The organism is Pigmentiphaga sp. CHJ604 (assembly GCF_036972535.1).
Lineage (GTDB): Bacteria > Pseudomonadota > Gammaproteobacteria > Burkholderiales > Burkholderiaceae_B > Pigmentiphaga > Pigmentiphaga daeguensis.
Genome location: NZ_CP136998.1, coordinates 1,741,274 through 1,766,183, shown reverse-complemented (window position 1 = coordinate 1,766,183; position 24,910 = coordinate 1,741,274). Strand labels below are relative to the sequence as shown.

Annotated in this window: 24 protein-coding genes; 6 read left to right on the top strand and 18 right to left on the bottom strand. The window is 69.5% G+C overall.

Annotation, left to right across the window (positions count from 1 at the left end; genetic code table 11):
• Positions 1-18: 18 nt before the first annotated feature.
• Entirely contained in the window at positions 19-471 is a 453-nt protein-coding gene (gene cadR / locus R4823_RS08515) for a Cd(II)/Pb(II)-responsive transcriptional regulator (RefSeq protein ID WP_087838184.1), read from the bottom strand.
• A 109-nt stretch (positions 472-580) separates the two neighbouring features.
• Between cadR and R4823_RS08510 the strand changes: the two genes are divergently transcribed.
• The gene (locus tag R4823_RS08510; RefSeq protein ID WP_087838183.1) at positions 581-2,845 is read left to right on the top strand and encodes a heavy metal translocating P-type ATPase; all 2,265 of its coding nucleotides are present in this window, start codon (positions 581-583) and stop codon (positions 2,843-2,845) included.
• Here R4823_RS08510 and yaaA read toward each other — a convergent pair.
• Positions 2,788-3,561: a peroxide stress protein YaaA gene (gene yaaA / locus R4823_RS08505; protein ID WP_087838182.1), complete on the bottom strand. Its 774-nt coding sequence runs from the start codon at positions 3,559-3,561 to the stop codon at positions 2,788-2,790. The two genes, R4823_RS08510 and yaaA, sit on opposite strands and share 58 nt — an antisense overlap.
• Positions 3,562-3,578: 17 nt before the next feature.
• On the opposite strand from yaaA, the gene R4823_RS08500 reads away from it, so the two are divergent.
• Both R4823_RS08500 and R4823_RS08495 read left to right on the top strand, forming a co-directional pair.
• Positions 3,579-3,992: a YchJ family metal-binding protein gene (locus R4823_RS08500; protein ID WP_087838181.1), complete on the top strand. Its 414-nt coding sequence runs from the start codon at positions 3,579-3,581 to the stop codon at positions 3,990-3,992.
• A gap of 63 nt (positions 3,993-4,055) precedes the next feature.
• Positions 4,056-4,925: an alpha/beta hydrolase gene (locus tag R4823_RS08495; protein WP_087838180.1), complete on the top strand. Its 870-nt coding sequence runs from the start codon at positions 4,056-4,058 to the stop codon at positions 4,923-4,925.
• Between the two features lie 16 nt (positions 4,926-4,941).
• Here R4823_RS08495 and R4823_RS08490 read toward each other — a convergent pair whose 3' ends face one another.
• Positions 4,942-6,690, bottom strand: a complete 1,749-nt coding sequence (locus tag R4823_RS08490; RefSeq protein ID WP_087838179.1) for a thiamine pyrophosphate-binding protein — start codon at positions 6,688-6,690, stop codon at positions 4,942-4,944.
• A 3-nt stretch (positions 6,691-6,693) separates the two neighbouring features.
• Complete coding sequence (locus tag R4823_RS08485) at positions 6,694-7,671, bottom strand: tripartite tricarboxylate transporter substrate-binding protein (RefSeq protein WP_132980373.1); 978 nt, start codon at positions 7,669-7,671, stop codon at positions 6,694-6,696.
• A gap of 109 nt (positions 7,672-7,780) precedes the next feature.
• Here R4823_RS08485 and R4823_RS08480 point away from each other — a divergent pair, with 109 nt between their 5' ends.
• From R4823_RS08480 to R4823_RS08470, 3 genes are all read left to right on the top strand, one after another.
• A complete protein-coding gene (locus R4823_RS08480; RefSeq protein WP_087838177.1) occupies positions 7,781-8,680 on the top strand; it encodes a helix-turn-helix domain-containing protein in 900 nt (299 codons plus the stop codon).
• A 69-nt stretch (positions 8,681-8,749) separates the two neighbouring features.
• On the top strand, positions 8,750-9,481 hold the full coding sequence (locus R4823_RS08475) for an enoyl-CoA hydratase/isomerase family protein (RefSeq protein WP_338618233.1): 732 nt from the start codon (positions 8,750-8,752) through the stop codon (positions 9,479-9,481).
• A complete protein-coding gene (locus R4823_RS08470) occupies positions 9,435-10,475 on the top strand; it encodes a nitronate monooxygenase (RefSeq protein WP_338618231.1) in 1,041 nt (346 codons plus the stop codon). Before R4823_RS08475 ends, R4823_RS08470 begins: the two co-directional genes overlap by 47 nt.
• A gap of 1 nt (position 10,476) precedes the next feature.
• Here R4823_RS08470 and R4823_RS08465 read toward each other — a convergent pair whose 3' ends face one another.
• From R4823_RS08465 to R4823_RS08400, 14 genes are all read right to left on the bottom strand, one after another.
• A complete protein-coding gene (locus tag R4823_RS08465) occupies positions 10,477-11,607 on the bottom strand; it encodes an enolase C-terminal domain-like protein (RefSeq protein WP_338618230.1) in 1,131 nt (376 codons plus the stop codon).
• A 2-nt stretch (positions 11,608-11,609) separates the two neighbouring features.
• A complete protein-coding gene (locus tag R4823_RS08460; protein ID WP_087838173.1) occupies positions 11,610-12,575 on the bottom strand; it encodes a tripartite tricarboxylate transporter substrate binding protein in 966 nt (321 codons plus the stop codon).
• A 31-nt stretch (positions 12,576-12,606) separates the two neighbouring features.
• On the bottom strand, positions 12,607-13,806 hold the full coding sequence (locus R4823_RS08455; protein WP_087838172.1) for a CaiB/BaiF CoA-transferase family protein: 1,200 nt from the start codon (positions 13,804-13,806) through the stop codon (positions 12,607-12,609).
• Complete coding sequence (locus R4823_RS08450; RefSeq protein ID WP_243724620.1) at positions 13,803-14,540, bottom strand: enoyl-CoA hydratase/isomerase family protein; 738 nt, start codon at positions 14,538-14,540, stop codon at positions 13,803-13,805. Before R4823_RS08450 ends, R4823_RS08455 begins: the two co-directional genes overlap by 4 nt.
• Positions 14,541-14,715: 175 nt before the next feature.
• Entirely contained in the window at positions 14,716-15,192 is a 477-nt protein-coding gene (locus R4823_RS08445; RefSeq protein WP_087838171.1) for a MarR family winged helix-turn-helix transcriptional regulator, read from the bottom strand.
• Between the two features lie 35 nt (positions 15,193-15,227).
• Positions 15,228-15,692 (bottom strand): PaaI family thioesterase, encoded by a 465-nt coding sequence (locus R4823_RS08440; protein ID WP_132980371.1) that lies wholly within the window; start codon positions 15,690-15,692, stop codon positions 15,228-15,230.
• Positions 15,685-16,623 carry a hydroxymethylglutaryl-CoA lyase gene (locus R4823_RS08435; RefSeq protein ID WP_087838169.1) on the bottom strand — a complete coding sequence of 313 codons (939 nt, stop codon included), beginning with the start codon at positions 16,621-16,623 and terminating at the stop codon, positions 15,685-15,687. Before R4823_RS08435 ends, R4823_RS08440 begins: the two co-directional genes overlap by 8 nt.
• A 4-nt stretch (positions 16,624-16,627) precedes the next feature.
• On the bottom strand, positions 16,628-18,271 hold the full coding sequence (locus R4823_RS08430) for an AMP-binding protein (RefSeq protein WP_132980370.1): 1,644 nt from the start codon (positions 18,269-18,271) through the stop codon (positions 16,628-16,630).
• Complete coding sequence (locus R4823_RS08425) at positions 18,264-19,031, bottom strand: enoyl-CoA hydratase/isomerase family protein (RefSeq protein WP_132980369.1); 768 nt, start codon at positions 19,029-19,031, stop codon at positions 18,264-18,266. The genes R4823_RS08430 and R4823_RS08425 overlap by 8 nt, the downstream gene beginning before the upstream one ends.
• Before the next feature lie 111 nt (positions 19,032-19,142).
• A complete protein-coding gene (locus R4823_RS08420; protein WP_338618228.1) occupies positions 19,143-19,811 on the bottom strand; it encodes an ABC transporter ATP-binding protein in 669 nt (222 codons plus the stop codon).
• Positions 19,808-20,563, bottom strand: coding sequence for an ABC transporter ATP-binding protein (locus R4823_RS08415; RefSeq protein WP_338618226.1), 756 nt, complete (start codon positions 20,561-20,563; stop codon positions 19,808-19,810). The genes R4823_RS08420 and R4823_RS08415 overlap by 4 nt, the downstream gene beginning before the upstream one ends.
• A complete protein-coding gene (locus tag R4823_RS08410) occupies positions 20,560-22,503 on the bottom strand; it encodes an ABC transporter permease (protein WP_338618225.1) in 1,944 nt (647 codons plus the stop codon). The genes R4823_RS08415 and R4823_RS08410 overlap by 4 nt, the downstream gene beginning before the upstream one ends.
• A 3-nt stretch (positions 22,504-22,506) precedes the next feature.
• A complete protein-coding gene (locus tag R4823_RS08405; protein ID WP_338618224.1) occupies positions 22,507-23,718 on the bottom strand; it encodes an ABC transporter substrate-binding protein in 1,212 nt (403 codons plus the stop codon).
• A 119-nt stretch (positions 23,719-23,837) separates the two neighbouring features.
• A complete protein-coding gene (locus tag R4823_RS08400; protein WP_338618223.1) occupies positions 23,838-24,812 on the bottom strand; it encodes a hypothetical protein in 975 nt (324 codons plus the stop codon).
• Positions 24,813-24,910: the final 98 nt, after the last annotated feature.

The window sequence follows — 24,910 nt, the reverse complement described above, 5'->3', positions numbered from 1 at the left end:
TCGCACAGGCCGGACGGCTCAGCCGTGGGTCGGCCCCAGCAGCCCGTGCTTGTGCTCGGCGTCGCGGCGCGCCGGCTCCGGTGCGGCCGCCAGCCCCTGCAGGATGCCGCAATCGCGCGCGGCGCGTTCGTCCGAGCATTGGCTGCGCAAGGTCTTCAGCGTCGTCTCCAGGGCCTTCAGTTCGGCGATGCGGGTGGCGACGTGGCCGATGTGTTCGTCCAGCAAGGCGTTGATCTCGCCGCAGTTGTCCGCGGGATCGTCGCAGAAGCGCAGCAATCGCCGGATCTCTTCCAGCGTCATGTCCAGCGCGCGGCAGTTGCGCACCAGCAGCAACCGTTCCACGTGCGGTTCGCCGTAGATGCGGTAGTTGGCGGCCGTGCGGGCCGGCGGCGGCAGCAGGCCCTCGCGCTCGTAGTAACGAATCGTTTCGACCGGCGTGCCGGTCCGCGTGGACAGTTCTCCTATCTTCATCGCATTCCCCGCGGCTGTTTCCACCTCCCAGGATACGCCAATGTCCCCGCTTGACTCTATACCGGCTACAGGGTTTCAAATGGATCCGTAACGCCTTTGGAGCAGACGGATGTCCGATTCCTGCAAACACTGCCACGGCGACGGCCACGAAGCCGCGCCTGAAACCACTCGCCCGCGCGATGCCTTGCCGGCCACGGACGAAGGACTGCGCACGTCTCTATTCAAGATCGAGCAGATGGACTGCCCGACCGAGGAACGGCTGCTGCGCAAGGCGCTCGAATCGATGGACGGCGTGCGCACGCTGTCGTTCGACCTGATCGGCCGCACGCTGAAAGTCGGCCATGTGCTGGACGACCCGCAACCCATCATGGCGGCCATCGCCGGCCTGAACATGTCGCCGGTGCCGATCGACGCGGCCGCCGCGCCCGAGGACCAGCCGGCCGAGGCCGCGCCGCGCCAGCCGTGGGCCCGCATGGGCCTGGCCGGCGCCTTCGCGATCGGTTCGGAAGTGCTGGCCTACGCCACCGGCGCCGACACCTCGCTGCCCGTGGCCGCGCTGGCGCTGGCGGCCATCCTGCTGGGTGGCCTGGGCACGCTGCGCAAGGGCTGGCTGGCGCTGCGCCATGTCACCCTCAACATCAACCTGCTGATGACCGTGGCGGTGATCGGCGCGGCCCTGATCGGCCAGTGGCCCGAGGCGGCCATGGTGATCTGGCTGTTCGGCGTGGCCGAGATGATCGAGGCGCTCAGCCTGACGCGCGCCCGCAACGCCATACGCAGCCTGACGGCGCTGGCGCCCGAGCGCGGCCTGGTCCGCCAGGGCGACGGCTCGTGGCAGGAAATGCCCGCGCGGCTGATCGGCGTGGATGCCGTGGTGCGGGTGCGGCCGGGCGAGCGCATCGTGCTGGACGGCATCGTGGTGGGCGGCGCGTCCAGCGTGGACCAGGCCCCCATCACCGGCGAAAGCATGCCGGTGGCCAAGCAGGAAGGCGACGCGCTGTATGCCGGCACCGTCAACCAGCAGGGCGTGCTCGAATACCGCGTCACGGCGGCCGCGGGACACACCATGCTGGACCGCATCGCGCAGACCGTGCAGGACGCCCAGGGCAAGCGCGCGCCCACGCAGCGCTTCATCGATCGCTTCGCCCAGGTCTACACGCCCGCCGTGTTCGTGGTGGCGATCATCGTCGCCGTGGCAGGGCCGCTGGCGTTCGACATGGCCTGGCTCGACTCGGTCTACCGCGCGCTGGTCCTGCTGGTCATCGCCTGCCCGTGCGCGCTGGTCATCTCGACGCCGGTCACCATCGTCAGCGGCCTGGCCTCGGCCGCGCGGCGCGGCATCCTGATCAAGGGCGGCCTGTACCTGGAGCAGGGACGGCGCCTGCGCCGCCTGGCCCTGGACAAGACGGGCACGCTCACCCACGGCAAGCCGGCCCTGACCGACGTGGTGACGCTGGGCGCCTCGCCCCTGCCCCGTGCCCGTGCGCTGCAACTGGCCGCCAGCCTGGACGCGCTGTCGTCCCACCCGGTGGCGCACGCCATCGTATCGGCCCACGCGGGCGCGGCGCTGCCTGTCGAGGATTTCGCGTCGCTGGCCGGGCGCGGCGTCACGGGCAGGATCGAGGGCCGGACCTATGCGCTGGGCAGCCTGCGCCTGGCGCGCGAGCTGGGCGCGGCGGACGACGCGCTGGAAACCGGACTGGAAGCGCTGGAGCGCCAGGGCAAGACCGCCGTCATCCTGTGCGAGGACGACGTGGCCGTGGCCATCCTGGCGGTGGCCGACACGATCCGCGACTCGAGCCGGACCGCCGTGGCCGAATTGCGCCGGCTGGGCGTGGAGCCGGTGGTCCTGTCCGGCGACAACGCCGCCACGGTGCGCGCGGTGGCGGCGGAACTGGGCATCGAGGATGCGCGGGGCAACCTGCTGCCCGACGACAAGCTGGCCGCCGTGGAGGCGCTGGGCCGGGCGGCGCCCGTGGGCATGGTGGGAGACGGGGTCAACGACGCCCCGGCATTGGCCCGCGCCGACATCGGTTTCGCGATGGGCGCGGCGGGCACCGACACCGCCATCGAAACGGCCGACGTCGCGTTGATGCAGGACGATCTGCGCAAGCTGCCCGAATTCATCCGCCTGTCGCACCGGACCTCGCGGGTGCTGTGGCAGAACATCGTGTTCGCGCTGGCCATCAAGCTGGTGTTCTTCGTGCTGACCTTCACCGGCGAGGCCACCCTGTGGATGGCGGTGTTCGCCGACGCCGGCGCCAGCCTGCTGGTGGTGTTCAACGGGCTGCGGCTGCTGCGCCAGCCGCAGCCGGATCAGGCCGCCTTGCGGCGGAACACCAGCCGGTCCGGGCTCGATGCCGAGGCGTCGTAGCCGTAGCCGTCGGCATCGAAGCCCTGCAGGCCCTCGGGCTTGGCGATGCGTTTCTCGATGGCGTGGCGGGCCATCAGGCCCCGCGCACGCTTGGCGTGGAAGCTGATCACCTTGTAGGCCCCGCCCTTCCAGTCCTCGAACACGCACTGGATCACGCGGGCCTTCAGCGCCTTGCGGTCGACCGCCTTGAAGTACTCCTCGGAAGCCAGGTTCACCACGACCGGATGCCGGTCGGCCTCCTGGCGCTGGTTCAGGTAGTCGGACAGTTCGCTGCCCCAGTATTCGTACAGGTTCTTGCCCTTGGGGGTCGCCAGCCGCGTCCCCATCTCCAGCCGGTACGGCTGCATCAGGTCCAGCGGCCGCAGCGCGCCGTACAGGCCGCTCAGGATGACCACGTGCTCTTGTGCCCAGTCCAGTTGGCGGGCCGTCAGCGTGCCAGCGTCCAGCCCCTCGTAGACGTCGCCGTTGAAGGCCAGCACCGCCTGCTTGGCGTTTTCCGCCGTAAACTTCGGCGTCCACTTGGCGTAGCGGGCCACGTTCAATTCGGCCAGCGCCGGGCTCAGGTCCATGAGGCTCGCGACGTCGTCGGCGGACTTGGTTTTCAACACCGAGATGAGCTTCTTGGCGCGATCCACGAACAAGGGCTGGGTGGACGTCTCGACGTGCGCGGGCGTGTCGTAATCCAGTTTCTTGGCGGGGGAAAGAAGAAACAGCATGGCGGATACCGGAGCAAATGAAGTCAGGCGTTAATGTAGACCAATTGTGTCCCTGCGGGCTGCCCCGTCCGTATGCGCAATGCTGCGGCCGGTGGCACCAGGGTCCCGGCCATTTGCAGGCGCCCGACGCGCCGGCGCTGATGCGGTCCCGCTACAGCGCCTACGTGCTCGGCAGGCATGACTATGTGCTGGCGACCTGGCATCCCTCCACCCGGCCGGCCGCCCTGGAACCCGATCCACCGGGCCTGAAGTGGCTGGGCCTGGAGGTGCGGGCCTCGGCGCAGGCGGACGCCGACCACGCCACGGTGGAATTCGTGGCCCGCAGCAGGCTGGCGGGACGCGCCCAGCGGCTGCACGAGAACAGCCGCTTCGTGCGCGAGGACGGACGCTGGTACTACGTGGACGGGACCTTCCCCGCGCGGAATGGTTAAACTGCCGGGCGGCGCCCCAGGCGCCGCTTCCGGCCTTCGCCGTCCCGATCCGACCTACACGCCATGCCCGTCCATCCGCTGCACGACCATCCGGCCTTCACCTCCGAATTCTGCGAACACGAGTACAACAACCTCGCCCGCATTCCCGACCATCCCACCTATACCGCCCGCTGGGCCGCCGACGGCGCGCTGGCCCGCCGCACGCAAGCCGCGCAGCTGGGACTGCCGTATGGCGAAACGCCGGCCGAAACCCTGGACTATTTTCCGCCGCGCGAGCCCGGCGCCCCGCTGCTGGTCTTCATCCACGGCGGCTACTGGCGCGCGCTGAACAAGTCCGATTTTTCCTGGATCGCGCCCGCCTATGTCGCGCGCGGCGCCGCCGTCGCCATCGTCGACTACGGGCTGGCGCCCGCCACGCCCATCGAGGAAATCGTGCGGCAGATGCTGCGCGCCCATGCCTGGCTGTACCGCCATGCCGCCGAACTGGGTTTCGATGCCCGCCGCATCGTGACCAGCGGACACTCGGCCGGCGGCCAGTTGACCGCGATGATGCTGGCCGCGCGCTGGCAGGCCTGGTCCACGGACCTGCCGCCCGACCTCGTCAGCGGCGGCCTGGCGCTGAGCGGGCTGTACGACCTCGAACCGGTCGCCAAGGCGCCGTTCCTGGCCAACCTCGAATTGACGCCGGCGCGCGTGGACGCGCTGTCGCCCGCCTATTTCGTGCCTGAACGCCGCGTGCCGCTGATAGCCGCGGTCGGGGCATCCGAAACGGACGAGTTCCGCCGCCAGAACCGGCTGATCGCCGCCTGCTGGCCGCGCAACGTCACGCGCACGCTGGAAATACCCGACTGCCACCATCTGGACATCTGCGACCGGCTGGCCGATCCGGCGCAGGATTTGTTCGCGGCGGCCTGCGAACTGCTGGGCGTGTAGCCCGGCGCCGCCGCGCTCAGGCCGGCCGGGTCAGCGCCTCGAATCCGTAGCGGTTCATGCTGCCGAACGCCGCCATCGCCGGATGCGGAACGAATGCCGTGCGGCAATCGAGCACCGCGGGCAACCCCGAGGCCAGCGCCCGCTCCAGCGCAGGCGCCAGGTCGCCGGGCTGCGCCACGGTTTCGCCGTGGCAGCCGAATCCGCGCGCGATGGCGGCATAGTCCGTCCCCTCCAACCCCGTGCCCAGCTCGAAATCCGCCTGCGCCCGCTGTCCTGCGCGGATGATGCCCCAGGCCTCGTTGTTGTGGATGATATTGACGACGGGCAGGCCATGACGCCGGGCGGTATCCAGCTCCTGCAGCGTGAAGCCGAACGAACCGTCCCCCGTGACGTTGAACACGGCGCGCCCCGGATGCAGGAGCTTCAGGGCCAATGCATACGGCAACCCGAATCCCAGGTGGCTCATGCCCGGCTCGTGGAACCGGGAACGCACCTCGCGCACCGGCGTCAGGTCATTGCTCCAGAAGCTCGTATGTCCGCCATCGAAGACCACGACGGCGTCGTCCGGGATGGCCTGGCCGATCGCGCGCGCCAGCGCCGCCGGATGCATGGCTTGCCCCACGGGCGCATCCATGGCCGCCAGGGCCTGTTCGTATCGGGCGCGCACCGCCCGCAGTCCCGCCAGCCAGCCGTCCTCGACCGCCGCCAGCTCTTGCGGCAGGCACGCCAGCAGATCGTCCAGCGCTTCGCGGACATCGCTGTGCATGCCGATCTCGTGCAGCGCCGGCGCCCCCAGCGCCGACGGATCGATATTGACGTTCAGCACCCGGTGCCGGCTGCGCACGAGCGGACCACGCTCGTCCCACATCCATGAGGAATGCCTGCATCCCAGGCTGACGACGACATCGGCCTGGTCGAACGCGCGCGCCACCGCGGCGCCGGCGATCAAGCCGCCATGCCCGATGAAGTGCTGGCTGTCGCTGGATATGACGCCAAGCGCCATCTGCGTCGGCACGACAGGCGCGCGCAGGCGCTGCGCGAGCGTGCGTACGCCGCCGGCGGCGCCCGCCTGGACCACGCCGCCGCCGGCGACGATCAGGGGGCGGCGCGCCTGGGCGAGCAGGCTCGCCGCTTCCCGCACCTGGGCCGCAGGGGGCCGCGGCCCGGCCACGCCCCGGTAGCGGGACGGCGCGATCGCCAAGGCATCCAGCGGCCAATCATGCGTGCTGGCCAGCACATCCTGCGGAATGTCCAGGTGCACCGGTCCGGGGCGCCCTCCCAGCGCTTCGCGGAAGGCGCGCCTGACCAGTTCGGGAAGGCGGCGGGCATCATGGACCACGGCATTCCATTTGGTCAGCGGCGCCAGCACCGCCCGCGTATCCATGTCCATGAACATGCCATGATGCGGATAGGCGGCGGCCCGGTGCTGGTTGGTCGTGATCAGCAGGGCCGCGAGATTGTTATTGAAAGCCACGCCGGCGCCGGACGCGAGGTTCAGGCCCCCGGGCCCCATTTCCCCCAGCGCCACGGCCACGCGGCCGGATCCGGCCCGCACCGCCGCCGCCATCATCGCGCCCGCGGCTTCGTGGCGCACGCCCACGAAGGGAATGGACGAGCGCGATAACGCGTGCAGCAAGGGCGCCAGCTTGCCTCCCACTATGCCGAAGACATAGGGCACCCCTTCGGCCTGCAGGAGGCGCACCAGGACCTGCGCTCCGGTCAGGCTGGTCGTTGGCGGCCTTCCGGGCGCCTGGTCATGCGTCATGTTTCAATCCTCGGGAGTAAAGCCTGTGGCCTTGACGATGGGAGCCCAGCGCGCGGTGTCCTCGCGCACCCGTTCGGCGAACGCCTCGGGCGTTTCGATCAGCGGCATCAGTCCATTCTTGGCGAAGACGGCCGTCATTTCCGGAGTCTGCAAGGCGTCCCGCACGGCCGCATTGAGCCTGCCCACCAGTTCGGGCGGCGTGCGCGCGGGCGCGTACCAGCCCAGGAATTCGACCATCGCGATGTCGCGATACCCCAGTTCGGCGAAGGTGGGAACCTCCGGCACGGCGGGCCAGCGCTCCGGGCTGCTGACGGCGAGCGAGCGCAGCCGCCCCGTCTTGAGGTGCGGCAACACTTCGCTGATCACGTTGAACGCCACCGGCACCTGGCCGCCCAGCAGATCGGTCAGCAACGGCGCTCCCCCCTTGTAGGCCACGCTCTTCATGTCCAGGCTTGCCAGCCGGTCAAAGGTGGCGCCGACGAAATGCAGTGCCGAACCCGCGGCGGGGATGCCGTAGTTGGCCTTCTCGGGATGGCGCTTCACCCAGGCGATGAAGTCGGCCAGCGTGCGGACCTCGTCCGGCACGCCGGGCCCGACCGTCATCGAGATGGCATACGAGGCCAGCGGCGCGACGGGCACGAAATCGGCCTGCGGCGAATAGGCGAGCCTGGCTCCGTAGGTGTGCGGATAGAGGACGATGGGTGACGAAGGCCCCTGCAACAGGGTCGCCCCGTCCGGCGCCGCCCGCTTGACGAACTCCGCGGCGATGCGCCCGCCCGCGCCCGGCTTGCTGCCCAGCACGATGGTGCCCGGATAGCGCGAGCGCAACTGCTCGATCAGCGGCCGCGACACCTGGTCTCCCAGCCCGCCGACCGGAAACCCCGACCAAACCACGGTACTGGCGGGCTGCGCCCACGCCGCGGAGCAGGAAAGCACCCATGCCGCCGCGCCCGCCCCTATCCATCCCATCCTGCTGCCCATGGTGTCTCCTTTGCTCTGCCTCTGCGGGCTCGGTAGAGGGAACTATAGATAGGACAGGGACGGAAAATAATGGACAATACCGGCGAGCCTTGCACATATCCGACCTCCCATGAAACCGCCCGCCCCGATCGCCGTCGCCTTCCGGGAAGTCAGGCACTTCATGCCGGACGACTGCCTGCACTGGGAACCCATGGATGTGCGCGGCGTGTTGCATGACTGGACGATTCCCGCCCACCGGCACGAAGGCCTGCACCAGTTCCAGTTGATCGAGCGCGGCGGAGCCGAAGCCGTGATGAATGGCGCGCGGCACGGACTTGCCGCGCCCGCCGCGCTGATGATCCCTCCCGGCACCGTCCACGCCTTCCATTACCGGCCCGGCAGCGCCGGCAGCCAGGTCACCGTCCCCACCGCCCTGCTCAAGGCCGCCTTCTCGTCCGCTCCCGCCCTGGCCAGCCTGCTGGACGTCCCGCTGATCATCGGCCCGGAGGAACTCGCGCAGGAAACCGGACGCGCGGCCAGCCTGTTCGAAGGGCTGGGGGCCGAGTTCGCCCGCGCCGAACCGGGGCGCACCGAAGTGCTCAAGGCTCATGCGATCCTGCTCGCCACCTGGTTCCTGAGGCAGGCCAGTTCGGGGGAACCCGCTCATGCCCGGCAGGCGGTGCGCGACACCCTGGTACAGCGGTACCGTGCGTTGCTGGAACTGCACTTCCGCCGCGAGCATGCGCTGGCCTTCTTCGCCGCGGCGCTGCAGGTCACGCCGGACCACCTGAGCCGGATATGCCGGGCGGTATGCGGGCTCTCCGCGCTCGACATGCTGCACGATCGGCTGGTACGCGAGGCTCGGCGCCAATTGGCGGCCACCGACGCCACCGTCGCCGGCATCGCGCAGGACCTGGGCTTCTCGGATGCGGCCTATTTCAGCCGCTTCTTCTCCCGGCGCACCGGACTCTCTCCCCAGGCCTACCGCGGCTCGCTCCAGCAGGGGCGCGCCGTGCCGCCGGACGCCTGAGCCGCCATAAAGTTGACGAAATTAACTACATAGTTTACTTTCTCAACTATATTTCAAGGAAACGCCACCGTGGTCGAGGAAAACGAACTGCTGGCCGAGCGATACGGCCATGTCCTGCTGCTGACGCTGAACCGCCATCCTAAGCGCAACGCGCTCGGCCTGGCGATGCTGCAAGGCCTGGTCGACGCCTTCAATGGCGCCGATGCCGATCCCGACACGCGATGCGTGGTCATCGCCGCCCGGGGCAGCTGTTTCTGCGCCGGCGCCGACCTGGAAGAAGCCCGCCGCCTGGCGCGCGAGCAGCCGGAGCTGGCCAGCCGGCGCAGCGACCTGCTGGTCGACATCAACACCATCGTGGCGCGCCTGGGCACGCCCGTCATCGCCGCCGTCAACGGTCCGGCCATCGGCGCGGGCGCCGGCCTGGCGCTGGGCAGCGACCTGGTGCTGGCCGCCCCCGCCGCCCGCTTCGGCTATCCCGAGGTCAAGCACGGCATCTCGGCCGGCATGCTGATTCCCAACCTGATCCGGCAGGTGGGCCCCAAGGCGGCCTTCGAACTAGTGGCCACCGGCGACCCCATCGACGCCGAACGCGCCTACGCGCTGGGCATGATCAACCGCATCGTCCCGGAAGCCGAACTGGTCCCCGCCGCGCTCGCGCTGGCCGAGCGCCTGGCCCAGTTCGCGCCGGCCGGCCTGTCGGCCTCCAAGCGCGCCTTCCAGCAGGCCTACGAGCTGTCCCTGGAAGACGCCGTGCGTGCCGCGCGCGACGTCAACGACCGGATCCGTGCCTCAGCCGGCTGAGCGCATCCCTACGAATCCTCCCACACTGCCCTCTCGAATCATGCTTGCTACCCGACTGACCGCCCTCCTGGGCATCCGCCACCCCATCGTCCAGGGAGGCATGAGCTGGGCCTCGTCCAACGCCGAGCTGGCCCTGGCCGTTTCCGAGGCCGGCGGCCTGGGCGTGATCGCCGCCGGCCCCATGTATCCCGACGACCTGCGCGCCGCCATCGCCCGCGTGCGCGCCGGCACGCGCCAGCCCTTCGCGGTCAACGTCCCGCTGTACAACAAGCGCGCGGCGGAATTCCTGGACATCGTGCTGGAAACCGGGGTGCCGGTGATCATCGCCTCGCAGGGCGGCCCCAAGGCCCACATCGGCCGCTTCAAGGAGGCCGGCGTCACGTGGATACAGGTCACGGCCAACCCGCTGCACGCCCGCAAGGCCGAGGACGCGGGCGTGGACGCGGTGATCGCGGTGGGCGGCGAAGCCGGCGGCCATCCCGGCCCGGACGAGGTCGGCACGCTGGTGCTGGTGCGGGCGACGGTCAACGCGGTGACGGTGCCAGTCATCGGCGCGGGCGGCATCGCCGACGGCGCGGGCATCGCCGCGATGCTGGCGCTGGGCGCCAGCGGCGCGCAACTGGGCACGCGCTTCCTGCTGACGCCCGAATCGGGCCTGCACGCCGCCTACAAGGACCTGGTGCTGAACGCCGGCATCGGCGACACCGCCATCGTCGGCCGTGGCCGCTCGCCCATCCGCATGGTCAAGAACGCCTTCTCGACCGAGTACGAGGCGGCGGCCAACCGCGGCGCCGACGATGCCGAGCTGGATGCCTTGTTCGCCCGCAGTTCCTTGCGGCAGGCCGCCAAGGACGGCGACGTGGCGCAGGGCAAGGTGGAAGCCGGGCAAAGCGCCGGCCTGATCGACAAACTGGAGCCCGCCGGTGAACTGGTCGAGCGGCTGGCGCGCGAAGCGGAAGCGGCCCTGAGCGGCGCCGCCTCCTGCATACGCTGATTCAGGCCTGCCCGATGCTGGCGGGCTGGTAGTCCACGCCCGACCCCAGGCCCTCGGGCACCGCCAGCTCGCCCGATTCGACCTCCAGGCCCACGAACGGGTCGTCCAGCAGGTGATCGAACTCCGCCAGTTCGGCACCGGCATGGATGCTGCCGGCGACACTGGCCACATGCACGCCCTGGGCCGCCAGCAGGCGCGGCCCGAAGATCGCGCCGAACCGGTAGCCCACGCCCGCCGCCTCGCACAGGCGCACGGCGATCAGCGTGTTGCGTATGCCGCCCAGGTAATGCACCTTGAGGTTGTAGGAGTCGGCCGCCCCCATGCCGATCAGGCGCACCAGTCCCGGCAGCCCGGCGATGGCCTCGTCCGCCTCGATGGGCAGCGTGCCCGCGGCGTGCACGCGGCACAGTCCTTCGATGTCCGCCGCCGGCACCGGCTGCTCCATCATCGCCACGCCCATCGGCCGCAGCGCCTGGCACACGCGGATCGCCTCGTCGGCCTGGTAGGCCTGGTTGGCGTCCACCGTCAGCGTGACGGCCTCGCCCAGCCGCTCGCGCACGGCGCGCACGCGGGCGACGTCAAGCTCCGACTCGCCGCTCAGCTTCAGCTTGAGATAGCGATAGCCCTGGCGCGCCAGCTTGGCGGCCTGTTCGGCCATGTCCTCGGGCGGCTTGATCGAGACGATGCGCGAGGCCTCGACGGTATCGCGTACCTTGCCGCCCAGCAGCACGTGCAGGGGAACGCCCAGCATCCGCGCCTGCAGGTCGTAGATCGCGCAGACGAAACCCGACAGCGCGCAGACTTCCACCCCCGCCACGGCTTCCAGCCGGCGGTGCAGGGCTTCGAGCGCGAATGCGTCCTGCCCCCGGGCCTCGCGCCGGAGCGCCTCCAGGACCGGCTCGATGCGTGCCGTGTCGGGCTTGAAGATGGGCGTGCCCAGCACGTGCCCATACCCCACCTGGCCGTTGCGCGCGGTCAGCGCCACGATCCAGCCGTCCACGTGGGTGATGGTGCCGCGCGCAAAGCGCCAGCTGGGGTCGTCCTGGCGCTGCGAGCAGGCGATGATGTCCACGCGGTCTATCGTGGAAGCCAACCCGGCCGGGGCCGGGATGCGCGGGGTATTGGCGGTCATGGTCATTCGAGCTTGAGGTTGGCCGACTTGATGAGGTCCTTGGTGCGCTGGGCGTCATCCACGACGAAGCGCGTGGTCTCCTCGGGCGTGAGCGTGGCCAGCTCGGTACCCTGGGCCTCCATCAGCTTGCGGTACTCCGCCTTCTTGGTGACCGCGTTCAGCGCCGCGTTGAGCTTGTTGACGACCGCGGCGGGCGTGCCCTTGGGCGCCGCCACCGTGTACCACGACGCGGACTCCGCGCCGCCCAGGCCCGCCTCGGCGAACGTGGGCACGTCGGGCAGCAGCGGCGAGCGGGTCTTGGACGCGTAGGCCAGGGCCCGCAGCTTGCCTGCCTTCACATAGGGCAGTTCGCCCGACAGGTTCATCACGCCCACCTGCAGGCGCCCGGCCACCAGATCGGTAATCGCGGGCGCCGCGCCGCCATAGGGGATGTGCGCCATCTCGATCCTGGCCTGCTGCTTGATCAGCTCCCCGCCCAGGTGGGGCGAGGTGCCGGTGCCGGACGAACCGTAGTTCAGCTTGCCGGGATTGCTGCGCGCGAGCTCGATCAGCTCTTTCGCGGTGTTGGCCTTGACCGAGGGGTTCACCACCAGCAGGTTGGGCTGGTTGGCCGCCAGCGCGATGAAGGTGAAATCCTTGATGCCATCGTAGGGCGTGGGCTGGATCAGCGGCGTGACGATGTGGGCCGCCGCGGTGCCGAACAGCAGCGTATAGCCATCGGCCTCCGCCCGGGCCACGTACGCCGCGCCTATGGTCGCGCCCCCGCCCGCCTTGTTCTCGACCACCACCTGCTGCCCCAGTTCGGTGCCCAGCTCCTTGGCCAGGCTGCGCGCCACGAGATCGGCCGGACCGCCCGCGGCATAGGGGTTGACCAGCACGATGGGCTTGGTCGGATAGGACTGGGCCTGCGCCCCCGAGGCGGCCAGCACAAGCGCCGCCGCCAACAACGATTGCTTGAACTGCTTCATGTATGTCTCCTGGTTTTAGGCCGGCACGGCCTTAGATGACCTTTCTTTCGCGCAGCGCCTGGATGTCCTCCTTGCCCAGGCCCAGCCTGTCCGCCAGCACCTGGTCGGTGTGCTCGCCCAGCAGCGGCGGCCGCCCCAGGCTGGGGTCGTCGAAGCCGTCGAACTTGAACGGCACCGGCAGCGCCTTGAACGAACCGAGCTGGGGATGGGCGAATTCGCGCACCATGCCGCGCGCCAGCACGTGCTCGTTGCTCAGCACCTCGTCCACGCTCAGGATGGGGCCGGCCGGCACCTTGGCTTCGTCGCACAGCCGGCAGAATTCGTCGCGGTCGAACCGGGCGACGGCCGCCGACAGGCCGGCCATCACTTCCTCGCGGCGGTTGACCCGGTCGATGTTGCGCACCAGGGTCGGATCCTGCGCCCACTCATGCAGCCCGAGCAGGTCGCACAGCGGCTGCCAGTGCTGGTCGCTGCCCGTGACCTGCACCCACTTGTCGTCGCGGCAGCGGAACGCCGCCGACGGCACGCGGCCCGGATGCTCGGTGCCCAGCCGGGGCGGCACCTCGCCCAGCGCGAAGAAACGCGCCGCGGCCAGCGACAGCAGGCCGACCTGGCCGTCCAGCATGGAGAAATCCACGTGGCAGCCCTTGCCCGTGGCCTGCCGCCCCATCAGGGACGACAGGATGGCGATCGCGACCCACAGGCCCGAGGTCAGGTCGGCCACAGGCAGCCCCGGCTTGACCGGGCCGCCGCCACGCTCGCCGGTCAGGCTCATGATGCCGCCCATGGCCTGGAACACCGTGTCGTAGCCCTTGCGAGGCGCGTAGGGGCCGGTCATGCCGAAACCCGTGCACGACACGTAGACCAGCGCGGGATTGTCCTGGGACAGCCGGGCGTAGTCCAGCCCGTAGCGCTGCAGCGTCCCGACCGGAAAGTTCTCCAGCACCACGTCGGCCTGGGCGCTGAGCTTGCGGATGAGGTCCTGCCCTTCGGCGCTGCGCAGGTTGACGGTAATGGACTGCTTGCTGCGGTTGAAGGCCATGTAATAGGCCGATTCGGTACCGCCCTCGCCTTCCACCTTGGGTTCGAAGCTGCGCGTCTCGTCGCCGGTGCCGGGCTGTTCGACCTTGATCACCGTCGCTCCCAGCTCGGCCAGGATCATCGTGGCGAAGGGGCACGCCAGGACCCGCGACAGGTCCAGGATGGTGACGTTCTCCAGCGGACGCGTCATTTCGCCGCCTTGCGGAAGCCCCGCATGATGACGTTGGTGTCGCGCCCGGCGGCCAGGCCTTCCTCCAGCGTCAGCTCGGCCACGCGATGGAACAGCCGCTTGGTGGTCCCCATCGCGATGGGGCTCCACCCCGCCAGCCTGGCGGCGATTTCCAGCGCGGCCTCCAGCACCCGGTCGTCGGGCTCGACCCGGTTGGCCAGGCCCAGCGCCAGCGCGCGCGGACCGTCGATGGGCTCGCCCATGGCCAGCAGCTCGAAAGCATGCTTGCGGCCCAACTGGCGGACCAGATTGGACATGACCACGGCCGCGACGATGCCGTGCTTGAGCTCGGGATAGCCGAAACGCACGTTCTCGGCCATGACGGCCAGGTCGCAGGCGATGGCCAGCCCCGCGCCCCCGCCCAGCGCATTACCCCGCACCGCGGCCACGACGGGCTTGGACATGCGCGAGAAGGCCAGGTGCAGCCCGGTGGTCAGGTCGGCGCGCGCGTTGACGGCCTGGGGATCCTCGGGCACCAGCGCGCTGAACTCCGAGGTATCGGCGCCGGCACAGAACGACTTGCCCGCCCCCGTCAGCACCACCGCATGGACCTCGGCATCCCGCTCGGCCTGCCACAGCGCATCCACCAGCGCCTGCGTCAGCGCGGTATTCAACGCGTTGTGCTTCTCCGGCCGGTTCATCGTCAGGATACGGACGGCCCCTCGGTTCTCAATCAGGAGTTCGGACATGCTCATGCTCGTGGTTTCCAATATAGTTGATTTTATATACTACTTAATTGATAAATTCAACTATTTTGGCGGAAACTCCCCCCACAGCCCCGTTGCCACCCCCTGAGAAAATCGCCCCAGACCAGGGCACGGAGGATCCGGCTCCGCCGGTCCCCGCCGCCCGCCCCCTGGGGGGCGCGCGTCAGCGCGTACGGGGGGGTTTTAATTCTTCCAACAACCCGATCGTATGTTCGGTCAGCTTGTCGATCGCGCGCTCGAGCACTTCCCGCTCTTCGTCGGTCAGCACGGACAGCATCTTCTCGTTGCGATCGACGGCCTTGGGGAAAACCTTGCGGTACAGCGCCCGGCCCTGCGGGGTCAGGTCGAGCCGCACGCCCCGGCCGTCCGATTCGTCGGCGCCCCGCTTGACCAGGCCGCGCTCGATCAGCTCGGCCACGCTGCGGCTGGCCTGGCTCTTGTCGATGTTGGCCTCGTGTGCCAGCGCATTGAGCGACAGCGGGGCGAAGGCGCCCAGCAACCCGATGATGCGCCAGTCGCGCGAGCCCAGTTCGTACTGGCTCTCGTTCACCCGTGCGGCGATGCGGCTGGAGACGAAGGCCAGGCGGTTCAGGCGGTAGGAAAACAATTCCTTGAGATTCGCGGGAACGGGTCTTGTCATACGTCTTTCTCGATAGGTGAACGCAGGAATTTACCTTACTCGGGCCCGGCCGGGGACGGCTTGGCCCGCCTCAGCTTGAAGCTGCTCATGGCCGTGGCCACCAGCGTGCCGGCCTCGTCCCGCACTTCGCACTGGCAGAAGGCGATGGTCCCGCCGGCATGCCGGACCTCGGCGCGGGCCGTCAGGTCACCCCGTCCCGGCGCGATGAAATGGATGTTGAGGTCTACCGTTCCGGAAGTCTCCATGCCGGACTCGATCGTGCGGGTGGCGATGGCCATGCTGGAGTCCATCAGCGTGGCGATGGCCCCGCCATGGATGACCCCGCGCCGGTTTGCCAGCCGCGCGCTGGCGGTCATGACGAGCAGCGAGCGGCCATGATCGGCCTCGCGCACGGAAATGCCCAGCCATGCGGCGAACGGCGCCAGGGCCGAGCCCGCCAGGGGGCCGGTGGGAATGACCGCTTCCGGCTCCAGCACCGCGCAGGACTCGGGACTATCCATGCGCCGCCACTCCCAGCAAGGGATTCAACCCGCTCTGGGCGACACGGCTGTGCAGCGTGCGGCCCAGGGCTTCCTCGCACATCGCCGCGGTTGCCATCAGTCCCTCCAGGTCGATGCCGGTGGACACCCCCATGGATTCGAACAGGTTCACCAGGTCCTCGGTCGAGACGTTGCCGGTATGGCCGCCGCCGTACTTGACCTTGGCCGGATGCCCGCCCACGCCGCCGAAGGCGCAGTCGAAATAGCGGCAGCCCGCCTCCAGCGCCGCCACGTAGTTGACCAGGCCGGTGCCGCGCGTATCGTGGAAGTGCGCCACGGTCGTCACCTCCGGCAGTTCGGCGTGCACCGCCGACATCAATTGCTTGACGGTCCGCGGCGCAGCCATGCCTGTCGTGTCGCCCAGCGCCACGTGCATGACGCCCAGCCGGGCGAAGCGCCTGACGTCCTCCAGCACGCTGTCCGCCGATACCTTGCCCTCGAAGGGGCAGCCCCAGGCGACCGACACCGTGCCGATCATGCGGAAACGCCCCTGCGACGCCGCCACCATGTCGGCCACGTTCTGCCACTGGTCGGCGCGGCTGCGCCGCAGGTTCTTCATCGAATGCGATTCGCTGGCCGACACCAGCAGGCTGATCTCGTTGGCGCCGAAGCCTGCGTCCAGGTCGGCCACCGCGCGCTCCACGGCGCGCACGTTGGCGCAGGTCGCCTTGTACCAGACACCGTCGCGGCGCGGCAGCGCGCGCAGCAGCTCGCTGGCATCGCCGAACTGGGGCACGACCTTGGGATTCGAATACGAAGTCGCCTCGACACGCTGGAAGCCGATGGCGGCGAAGCGGTCGATCAATGCCACCTTGGTGGCGGTGGGGATGAAGGTCTCCTCGTGCTGCAGGCCATCCCGGGCGAAACATTCGCAAAGCGTGACGTCGCTCATGGTTCTAGCCTCCCTTCGCGCCGTGGACGTTCGCCAGGCCGAACAGCTCGATGGCATGCGCCTTTAGCTTGTTCTTCTGGACCTTGGAACTGCCCGTCATGCCGATATTGTCGAACGTATCCACGATCTCGAGGTAGCGCGGCACCTTGAAGTTCGCGCAGCGCGCCTTGCACCAGTCGATCAGCTCCTGGCGCCCGGCCTGCTTGCCTTCCTTGAGCAGCACGAAGGCCGCCGTCACCTCGCCCAGGCGCGCGTCGGGCACGCCGACCACCTGGGCCATCTGCACCGCGGGATGCGCGTGCAGGGTCTCCTCGACCTCGGCCGGCGCGACGTTCTCGCCGCCTACCCGGTACATGTCCTTGAGCCGGCCGACCATGCGCAACCGCCCTTCCGGCGACATCTCGCCCAGGTCCCCGGTGCGCAGCCAGCCTTCCGGCGTCAGCGCCTTGGCGGTCGCCTCCGGCATCTTGTAATAGCCTCGCATCACGTGCCAGCCACGCACCTGGATCTCGCCCTGGCTTCCGGGGGGCAGGACCTCGCCGCTGTCCTGGTCGACGATGCGCACCTCGGTGCCGGGATGCGGCAGCCCCCAGCCATGGGCGCGCAACTCGAACGGGTCGTCCCGCGACGACATGATCACATTGGGCGAAGCCTCGGACTGCCCGTAGGCATTGCACACGTGGTCCACACCCATCACGTCGCGGATCTGCTGCATGACCTCGGGCCCCGCCGCCGCCCAGCCGCCGCGCAGATGCAGCTTCTTGGGATCGAAGTCGGGATGGCCCATCATCATCAGGAAAATGGTGTCGTTGCCCGAGGTCAGCGTGCACTTTTCCTCGTCCATCACGCGCAGCGTCTCGGCCACGTCGAACTTGGGCAGCGTCAGCAGGCAGCAGCCCGCCACCAGGCTGACCAGGACGGACAGCGTGGTGCCCGAGACGTGGAAGAACGGCCGGATGCTGAAATAGCGGTCGTCGTGCCTTACGCCTATCCGCTGCCCGGCGGCCCAGGCATTGAGCAGCATGTTGGCGTGGGTCAACATCACGCCCTTGGGGAACGAGGTCGTGCCCGAAGTGAACTGCATCAGCAGCAGATCGTCGGGCGTGATGTCGGCGGCCAGCGATTCGATGGTCCCGGGCGCGACCTCCTGGCCCCGCGCCAGGAAATCCGCGTAGCGCTCGGCGCCCGCCGGGCAGGGGCCGTCGCCCACCATGACGGCGCGGCGCAGCTCGGGCAGCGCCTGGCCGGGCAGGCCGGTATCCAGTGCCGGCTCGACCGCGGTCAACAACTGGACGAAATCGATGCCCAGGAAGGTGTCGGCGAACACCAGCAGCTTCACGTCCGCCTGTTTCAGGCAGAACTGCAGTTCGTCGGTCTTGAAGCGGGTATTGACCGGCACGGTCACCGCGCCCAGGGTCGCGCAGGCGAAGAAAGTCTGCAGCCAGGTGGCGCCGTTGCCCAGCATGATCCCGACATGGTCGCCCTTGCGCACGCCGCTGGCGTGCAAGGCGGCGGCGATGCGGCGGGTGCCTGCCAGCACCTCGTTCCAGGTCAGGCGGTCGGCCTGGCAGACGAAGGCCTCGCGCGCGCCGTATTCCCCGGCCGTGCGTTCCAGCGTGCGATAAAGCGTAGTGGGCCGGTCAAGCATTTTTCTGCGCTCCCGCACCGAAGCCCGAGATCGCGCGCTTCCAGTCGCTGTGGCGCAGGTTCTCCTCGATGGCCAGCAGCTCCACGGCCATCGCGCCCTCGCGGGTGGTCTCCACGCCCTGGTCCACGCAGCGCTTGGTCAGCCGGACCGTCAGCGGGGCGGCCGCGGCGATATGGCGGGCCATTTCCATGGCGCGCGCCTCCAGCTCCGCCGGCTCGTACACATGGTTCACCAGCCCGATGGCCTTGGCTTCGTGCGCGTCCACCGTGCGGCCGGTGAACAGCAGCTCCTTGGCCATGCGCGTGCCCACCATGCGCGGCAGCCGCTGGGTCGCGCCTATGGTGCCCCAGCCGACTTCCGGGTAGCGGAACTTCGCCTCGGTGGAAGCCAGGATGAAATCGCTGGCGCCAGCGATCTCGCAGCCCGACCCGAAGGCCGCGCCATGCACCACGGCGATCACCGCCTGCGGCAGGCGCTCGAGGGCGGCGTAGGCGGTGAAGCCCTTGACGCGGCGCGCGGTCAGCTCGGCGGTGGACATGCCCTGCCGCTCCTTCAGGTCGGCGCCGGCGCAGAACACCGGCCCCTCTCCGCGGATCACGACCACGTGCACGGCGTCGTCGGCGGCAAGCGCCTCGGCCGCGGCGATCAACTCGCCGCACATGGCCGTATTGAGCGCGTTGCGGCTCTCGGGCCGGTTCAGCGTCAGCGTGGCGACGTGGTCCTCGACCTCGACGCGGATGGTGGAATATGCACTGCTCATGCGAACCCCTGGATTGTCTGGTGGCCTACGATAGTTGTTTTTATACACTACTTTGTTGACGATAACAACTATATGGACGAGCGTCGGGCGCCGCCAGCGCGGGAGGCGCCCCTACCCTGGCGCCCCTGGGGGCGCTCCCCCCAGCACGCCGTCATCCAGGTACAGGCTGCGGTCGGCCAGCGGCGCGGCCAGGGCCTCGTTTTGCTCGGACAGCAGGATCGCCAACCCCTGCCCGCGCAGGACGCGTATCACCTCCACCAGCCGCTGCACCACGATGGGGGCCACGCCCTCGGACGGCTCGTCCAGCAGGATTACCCGGGGCTGGGTCATCAGCGCCCGGCCGATCGCCAGCATCTGCTGCTCGCCACCGCTCAGCGCGCCTCCCGGGCGATGCGCCAGCGGCTCGAGTTCGGGAAACAGGCGACAGACCCGTTCCACGGTCCAGGGTTCCGCGCCGGGACGCGGCCGGCCCGCGGCCACCTCCAGATTCTGCCGCGCCGTGAGCTGGGTGAAGATACGCCGATCCTCGGGCACCCAGGCCAGCCCCGCATGCACCCGCCTGTCGGCACGCCAGCCGGCCATGGAGCGGCCGGCCAGCAGCACCTCGCCCGTGGTTTCCACCAGGCCCGCCAAGGCGCGCATCAGCGTGCTCTTGCCGGCCCCGTTGCGTCCGACCAGGGCGACGATTTCTCCCGCCCCGACCTCCAGGTCCACGTCGAACAACGCCTGCGCCCGGCCATGGAAGGCGCACAGCGCATGCGTGCGCAACAGCGCCGTCATGCCGGCTCTCCCGCCGCGGCCGTGCCCAGGTAGGCCGCCCGCACCGCCGGGTCGGCGGCGATCTGCGCGGGCGCCCCGTCCGCGATCACGCGGCCGCGCACCAGGACCAGGACCTTGTCGGCAAAGCCGAACACCACGTCCATGCTGTGCTCGGTAAACAACACCGCCAGGCCGCCCGCGGCCTCCTGCTTCACGATGGCCATCAGGCCGCGCCGGTCGGCGCGGGTCATGCCGGCCGTGGGTTCGTCCATCAGCAGCACCCGGGGCCTCAGGGCCAGCGCGCTGGCCAGCTCCACGCGCTTGAGCTCGGGATAAGGCAGCTCCCCGCACAGCCTGCCGGCCAGCGGCTTCAGATCGAAGCGTTCCAGCCAGGCGCGCAGCTCGGCCGGGTCCGCCCCCGCCCCTCGCCCCCGGACCCCGTGCCAGACGCCGGGATCGCGGGCGGCCAGCGCCAGCGCGACGTGCTGGCCCACGCTCAGCGACGCGGCCACCTGGGCGATCTGGAACGTCCGTCCCAGACCCAGCCGGGCCCGCGCGGCGACACCCAGGCGCGCCAGATCGCGCCCATCGAATTCGATGCGTCCGGCATCAGGCCGGAGCTGACCGTTGATGCACTGGAAGCAGGTGCTCTTGCCCGCGCCGTTCGGTCCGATCAAGGCCAGCATCTGGCCGCCTTCCAGCGTGAACCCGACGTCGTCCACCGCCCGAACGGCGCCGAACGACTTGGACAAGCCCGTGACGACCAGCTTCATCGCGGCGCCCTCCCGTCATCCGGCCGTCCCGCTGGGGCAAGGCGCCCCAGCCGCCGGACGCCGGTCAGGCCGCCCGGGGCAAGCAGGATCACCGCGAGCATGGCCAGGCCGATCGCGGCGCGCCAGTACTCGGTGGCGCGCGCCAGGAAATCCTGCCCCACCGTATAGGCCAGGGCGCCCAGCCACGGGCCGGCCAGCGATTGCAGGCCGCCCAGCAGGACCATGACGAGCGCGTCGACCGAACGGGGAATGGCCAGCAGGTCGGGCGCGACCGATCCCTTGGCGAACACCGTCAGGACGCCAGCGGCTCCGGCCAGCGCCCCCGCCAGCATGAAGGCCGTCCAGCGCACCGCGAACACCGGCAGGCCCAGGCTCTCGGCGCGCAACGGCGCGTCGCGCACCATGCGCAGCGTCAGCCCGAAGGGCGCGTGCATCAGGTGCCGCAGCAGCAGGCCGCCGGCGCCGGCCACCGCCAGGACGAACCAGTAATATCCTTCGCGCGTCGCCAGCCAGCCTTGGGGCCAGAAGCCGAACAGGCCGTTGCTGCCCCCCGTCACCGCATCCCACTGGAAGGCGACGGACCAGGTGATCTGGGCAAAGGCCAGGGTCAGCATGGCCGCGTAGACTCCCGCCGCCCGGAGCACGACGAAACCGAACACCGCAGCGCCGGCCAGCGCCAGCAGCATGCCCGCCGCCAGACACAGCAGGATGGTGGCGATGCCGCCGGGCCCCGAGCCAGCCAGCCATGGCAGCACGGCCGCCACCCAGTGCGCGGCCAGCGCCCCGCCGTAGGCGCCGAGCCCCAGGAAAGCCGCATGGCCGAACGAATGGACGCCCCCCGGCCCCATCAGCACATACAGGCTGGCGGCAAAGAGGCCGGCGATCAGGACATCCACGGCCAGGACCAGTACGTAGGCCATGTCGCCCGCCAGCCAGGGCAGCAGCGCCAGCGCCGCCATGCCCGCGGCCAGCAACAGGCTGCCGCGGCGCGAGGGCGGCGGCAGCGGATTGAACTCGGCGCGCGCCGCGCGCGGCGGCGCCACGGGGCGCCCGAACAGTCCCCAGGGGCGGAAGGCCAGCACGATGGCCATCAAGAGGAACTCGATCACCAGCGTCAGCTTGGGCAGCACCAGTTCCAGGCCGCCTATCGACACCGTCCCCAACGCCACGCAGGCCGCCTTGACCACGCCTATCATCATCGCCGCCACGAAGGCGCCGATCACGCTGCCCATGCCGCCCACCACGGTCACCACGAAGGCCTCGGCCACGACCTGCAGGTCGTAGGCCAGCGACGCCGGCTCGCGCGGCATCTGCAACGCCCCCGCCAGCCCCGCCAGGCCGGCGCCCAGCGCGAATACCTGCGTGAACAGCCGCCGCTCGTCCACGCCCACGGCCAGCGCCATCTCGCGATCCTCGGTGGCGGCGCGCAATTGCAGGCCCCAACGCGTGGACGTCATGATCCATTGCACGCCGGCCAGCACCAGCAGGCCGATCGCCATCAGCACGAGATCATACGAAGGCAGGTTCAGCATGCCGGGCGCCAGCACGCCCGCCAGCCCTGGCGCCTTGGGTCCGAGCCGGTCGTCTGCGCCCCAGGTGGCCAGCGTCGCATCGCGGATGATCAGCACCAGCGCGAAGGTCGCGACCAGTTGGAAGAGTTCGGGACTGCCATAGAGCCGGCGCAGCACGACGCGTTCGATCAGCGCGCCCACCGCAGCCACCGCCAGCGCCGCGCCCGCCACCGCGGCCCAGAACCCCGGGCCGCCCCATGGCGGGATCAACGCCTGGGCCAGGGTGACGCCCAGGTAGAGCCCCAGCATGGCGAGCGAGCCATGCGCGAAGTTGACCACGCGCGACACGCCGAAGATCAGCGTCAACCCCAGCGACAGCAGGAACAGGCTGCTGGCGCTGGCCAGCCCGTTCAGCAGTTGCGCCAGCACCGCTCAGCGCGCCGGCCGCAGCTTCGCCACCTCGGCATCGGTGGGCTGGTACTTGGCGCCGTCGGCATAGTGGAAGTCCACCATCACGCCGGTGCGCTGCGCCCCGCTGCCCTGCAACGCCGTCCGTCCGACGAAGGCGCCCAGCGTCGACTGGTTGTCCTGCGCACGGAAGACGATGGGTCCCCACGGCGAGGACAACGGCATGTTGCGGAACGCGTCGACGATCTTCTCGGGATTGGCGCTGCCCGCGCGCCGCAGCGCCTCGGCGGCGGCATGGATGGTGACGTAGCCCACCACCGAGCCCTGGCGCGGCGGCTCGCCGTACTTCTTCCTATAAGCGTCCAGGAAGCGCTGGTGCTCCGGCGTCTTGATCGCATACCAGGGATAGCCCGTCACGATCCAGCCCTCGGGCGCCTCGTCCTTCAGCGGTTCGAGGTACTCGGGCTCGCCCGACAGCAGGCTGACCACCTCGCGCCCCTTGAACAGACCTCGCGTGGCGCCTTCGCGCACGAACTTGGTCAGGTCGGTGGCGAACAGCACGTTGAAGATCGCATCCGGCTTGCTGGCCTCCAGCGCCTGCACCACGGGCCCCGCATCGAGCTTGCCGAGCGGGGTCGCCTGCTCGGTCACGAACTCGACGCCGGGCTGCGCGGCCTGCAGCAGCGTCTTGAAGGTCTGCACCGCGGACTGTCCGTACTCATAGTTCGGATAGACGATGGCCCAGCGCTTCTTGCTCAGCTTGGCCGCCTCGGGCACCAGCATGGACACCTGCATCCAGGTCGACGGCCGCAGGCGGAAGGTGTAGCGGTTGCCGTTGGCCCAGGTGATCTTGTCGGTCAAAGGCTCGCTGGCCAGGAACGGGACCTTGCGCTGCCGGGCATAGTCGCCCAGCGCCAGGCCGACGTTGGACAGGAAGCCGCCGGCCAGCATCGCCACGCGCTCGCGCGAGACCAGCTCTTCGGCCGCGCGCACCGCATCGCCCGGCACGCCGTTGTCGTCCCGGATCACCAGCTCCAGCGGACGCCCGTTCACGCCGCCCGCGGCGTTGACTTCGTCCAGGGCCAGCAGCATGGCCTTGCGATAGGGTTCGAGGAAGGCGGGCTGCGCCTTGTAGCTGTTGATCTCGCCGATGCGCAACGGGTCGGCGGCGTGCACGGGCGCGGCCAGCAGGACCGACAGACCGAGGAAACCGGAAGCAAGCGATATGCGAAGCATGGACAGACTCGGACTAGGCCCCACGAAGAAGATGCCCGGCATGCGGGGCAGGCAGACGCCGGCACCCCTCCTTTGCGGAGGAGCGCCTATTGTAAGGGGGTAAGAAGCCGCCGGAAGGATCAGGCCGGTGCGTTCAGGCCCAGCCGCTGCGCGTACTGCCGCAGCGCGTGCACCTTCGGCTCGGCAAAGAATACCGGCTCGGCCCCGTCCAGCCCGGGCGCGGCGCGACGCTCGCCTTCCATCGCCAGCAGCGGCAGCACCAGATCCTGCGAACGAGCCAGCTCGTCCCGTCCCAGCGTGCCTGGATAGATCTTGTCGAGCTGGATCACGTCCAGCAGATCCTCGATGATGGCGATGCGATAGCCATCGCCTCCGCCCAGCCTGGCCCGCATATAGCTGGGCTTGAGTGCCGTGCGCAGCACCGACAGCCCGGTCTTGCGCCACGCCGCGGCTTCCGCTCCATCGAAGAACGCGCCGGCGAACAGCAGCGCCTTGCCCGCCTTCGTCGGATAGGCCGCCGTCATCGACACACCCAGCCGCTGGCGCAGGAAACGCACCTGCACGACCAGATTGCGCCGCCCCACTTCGTTCAAGCCATGCTTGTCCAGGTCCCACTTGACCCAGTTCACGATGCGGCGCGACAGGCTGGGAGGCCGCCAGCCCACGCCCTTGCCGGGCGCATTGGCCACGATCCAGTTGGTGACCAGCTTCTCGTGCCACTCGAAGCGGCCATCCGCGCCGTCTGCCACCAGATCGTCGAAGGCATGGAGATTGTGCAGCCAGTTCTCGCCCCAGGGCCGCCAGTGCCAGCCACGATTGTCGGAAAGCACCCTTTCCACGCCGAAGAAGTGAAAAGCCTGCGCCCCCACCATGCTGGGCGGCCGCTGGCAGAAGCTCCAGCGGCTGGCCGGATGGCGCAGCACCGGTGTCTCGACCGTGTTGAACCAGGCCAGGTATTCGTCCTTGCGGCCCAGGTGCGTTCCCAGCAAGGTCATGGGCTGGGCATACCGCAGCCCCCACCAGAACCGGTGCAGGCCTTGCGAGCGCGCGTTCCAGAAGCCGGACAACTTCGAAGAATCCGTGAGGTAGGACATGGCGGGACAGCTCAATGACTAAATTGGTACCAGCGTGCCTGCGGCACGCCATGGAGACACAGCCGATCGAAGCAAAGCCCACACGGAGAACGACGTGA